This window comes from Delftia sp. ZNC0008, from assembly GCF_000799035.1.
Taxonomy (GTDB): Bacteria; Pseudomonadota; Gammaproteobacteria; order Burkholderiales; family Burkholderiaceae_C; genus Comamonas; species Comamonas tsuruhatensis.
Genome location: NZ_JTKZ01000318.1, coordinates 1 through 988, shown reverse-complemented (window position 1 = coordinate 988; position 988 = coordinate 1). Strand labels below are relative to the sequence as shown.

The window sequence follows — 988 nt, the reverse complement described above, 5'->3', positions numbered from 1 at the left end:
CCGCGTAGCGGTGGCCGTCATGCCCTGGGTGCTGCTGGTGCTGTACGGCGCGGGGCTGGGTCTGGCCTGGCAGCATCGCGCGGCACTGGCTGCAGCCTTTGCCGCTCCGCTGGCCAGCAGCTTCGGCCTGCTGCTGGCGCTCAAGATCGGGCTGGCGCTCAGCGTGTTCGGACATTTCCTGGCAGCCATGTGGTGGCGCCGGCGCGGTGTGCTGGGCGGGCTCCGCTCGCACCGCCTGCACCTGAGCGTGTTCTGCCACGTGCTGGCCATCGTGCTGCTGGCCAAGGCCATGTTCTACCTGCATTGGTAATGGACCCGCGCGGTCCCGGCCCGTGTCAACCGCGTTAAGCTCGCTGCTCGCATGGCTTGGAGCACGGGAGCGCAGAGGTGGCATCGCATTGGCAGCCGGGCTTGATCGCCCTGCACGGTAATCAGACGGAGGTGCTGGCCGATACGGTGCTGGCATGGCTGGCTGCGCACCCGCTGGACGTGCTGGAGCCGGAGGTGGTGCTGGTGCAGAGCAACGGCATGGCCGAGTGGTTCAAGATGCGCATGGCCGAGCAGCTGGGCGTGTGCGCCGCCGCGCGCGTGGAACTGCCCGCGCGCTTTGTGTGGCGCAGCTACCGCCAGGTGCTGGGCCGCCAGGCCGTGCCGCGCGAATCGCCCCTGGACAAGACGCCCATGACCTGGCGGCTCATGCGCCTGCTGCCGCAGTGCCTGCATGATCCGGCCTTCGCCCCCATTGCAGGCTTTCTGCGCCCCGGCGAGCCCGAGCGGCTGCTGCAGCTGGCCCAGCGCCTGGCCGACCTTTTTGACCAATACCAGATCTACCGCGCCGACTGGCTGGACGCCTGGGAGGCCGGGCATGACGTGCTGCCCATGCCCTTGCGCCCTGGTGTGGCGGACGCCCCGGTGCCCGAAGGCCAGCTGTGGCAGCCGCGCCTGTGGCGCGCCGTGCTGGCCGAGCTGGACGAGGACCAGCGCGGCG

The 988-nt window shown here is 70.3% G+C and carries 2 protein-coding genes; both read left to right on the top strand.

What is annotated here, in order from left to right; all coding sequences use genetic code 11:
- A partial coding sequence (locus L995_RS10555) for a membrane protein (protein WP_047471493.1) occupies positions 1 to 310 on the top strand: 310 nt, incomplete at its 5' end.
- Positions 311 to 387: 77 nt separating this feature from the next.
- Positions 388 to 988: exodeoxyribonuclease V subunit gamma (locus tag L995_RS10550; RefSeq protein WP_197065128.1), on the top strand; the 601-nt coding region annotated here is incomplete at its 3' end.